This is a genomic window from Kurthia massiliensis (assembly GCF_000285555.1).
Lineage (GTDB): Bacteria > Bacillota > Bacilli > Bacillales_A > Planococcaceae > Kurthia > Kurthia massiliensis.
Window position 1 is genome coordinate 1 of the sequence record NZ_CAEU01000082.1, and the last position, 508, is coordinate 508.

Annotated in this window: 1 protein-coding gene; it reads left to right on the forward strand. The window is 25.4% G+C overall.

Annotated elements, in window-relative coordinates; all coding sequences use genetic code 11:
- Positions 1-246 (forward strand): hypothetical protein (locus tag KMHG_RS19210; RefSeq protein ID WP_010285663.1); only part of this gene is annotated, 246 nt, incomplete at its 5' end.
- Positions 247-508: the final 262 nt, after the last annotated feature.

The window sequence follows — 508 nt, forward strand, 5'->3', positions numbered from 1 at the left end:
TCTGGGGATAAATTCTATGAAGTGGTAACGGGTGGTCCCAATGCATTTTATGAATTAATTACTAAATTGCCACAGATTTTAGAGGTTTATAAAGCTAATAAAGAAAGACAAGAGCAAAAGATAGATACTGAAGTTTCTCAAGAACAGAAAACATATTATCAAGAGTTAGAAGAAAAATTAGGTGGCGAGAATAATATAATGGATATCATTGTAAAAGATACTTTTTCAACTTATAATGGTTTCTAAAAAGAAATTATTCTGTTATTATTAAAAAGCTGTATAAAATGTGATAGAATTATTATTTTATGTTCAACAATAAAGCGATTATTTTAAATAATAGTATAGTAAGTTAGTCCTTCTATATTCGCTGATAATATATTAATATTATATATTTTTATATTTTACATAAATTGTATTCTAAATGCATTTTATCTACACGCTAATATTCTCCTATTAGCGTGTAGAAGCCCATCTTTAAGCAAAAAAAGTTGATCAAATAAGATTTCAT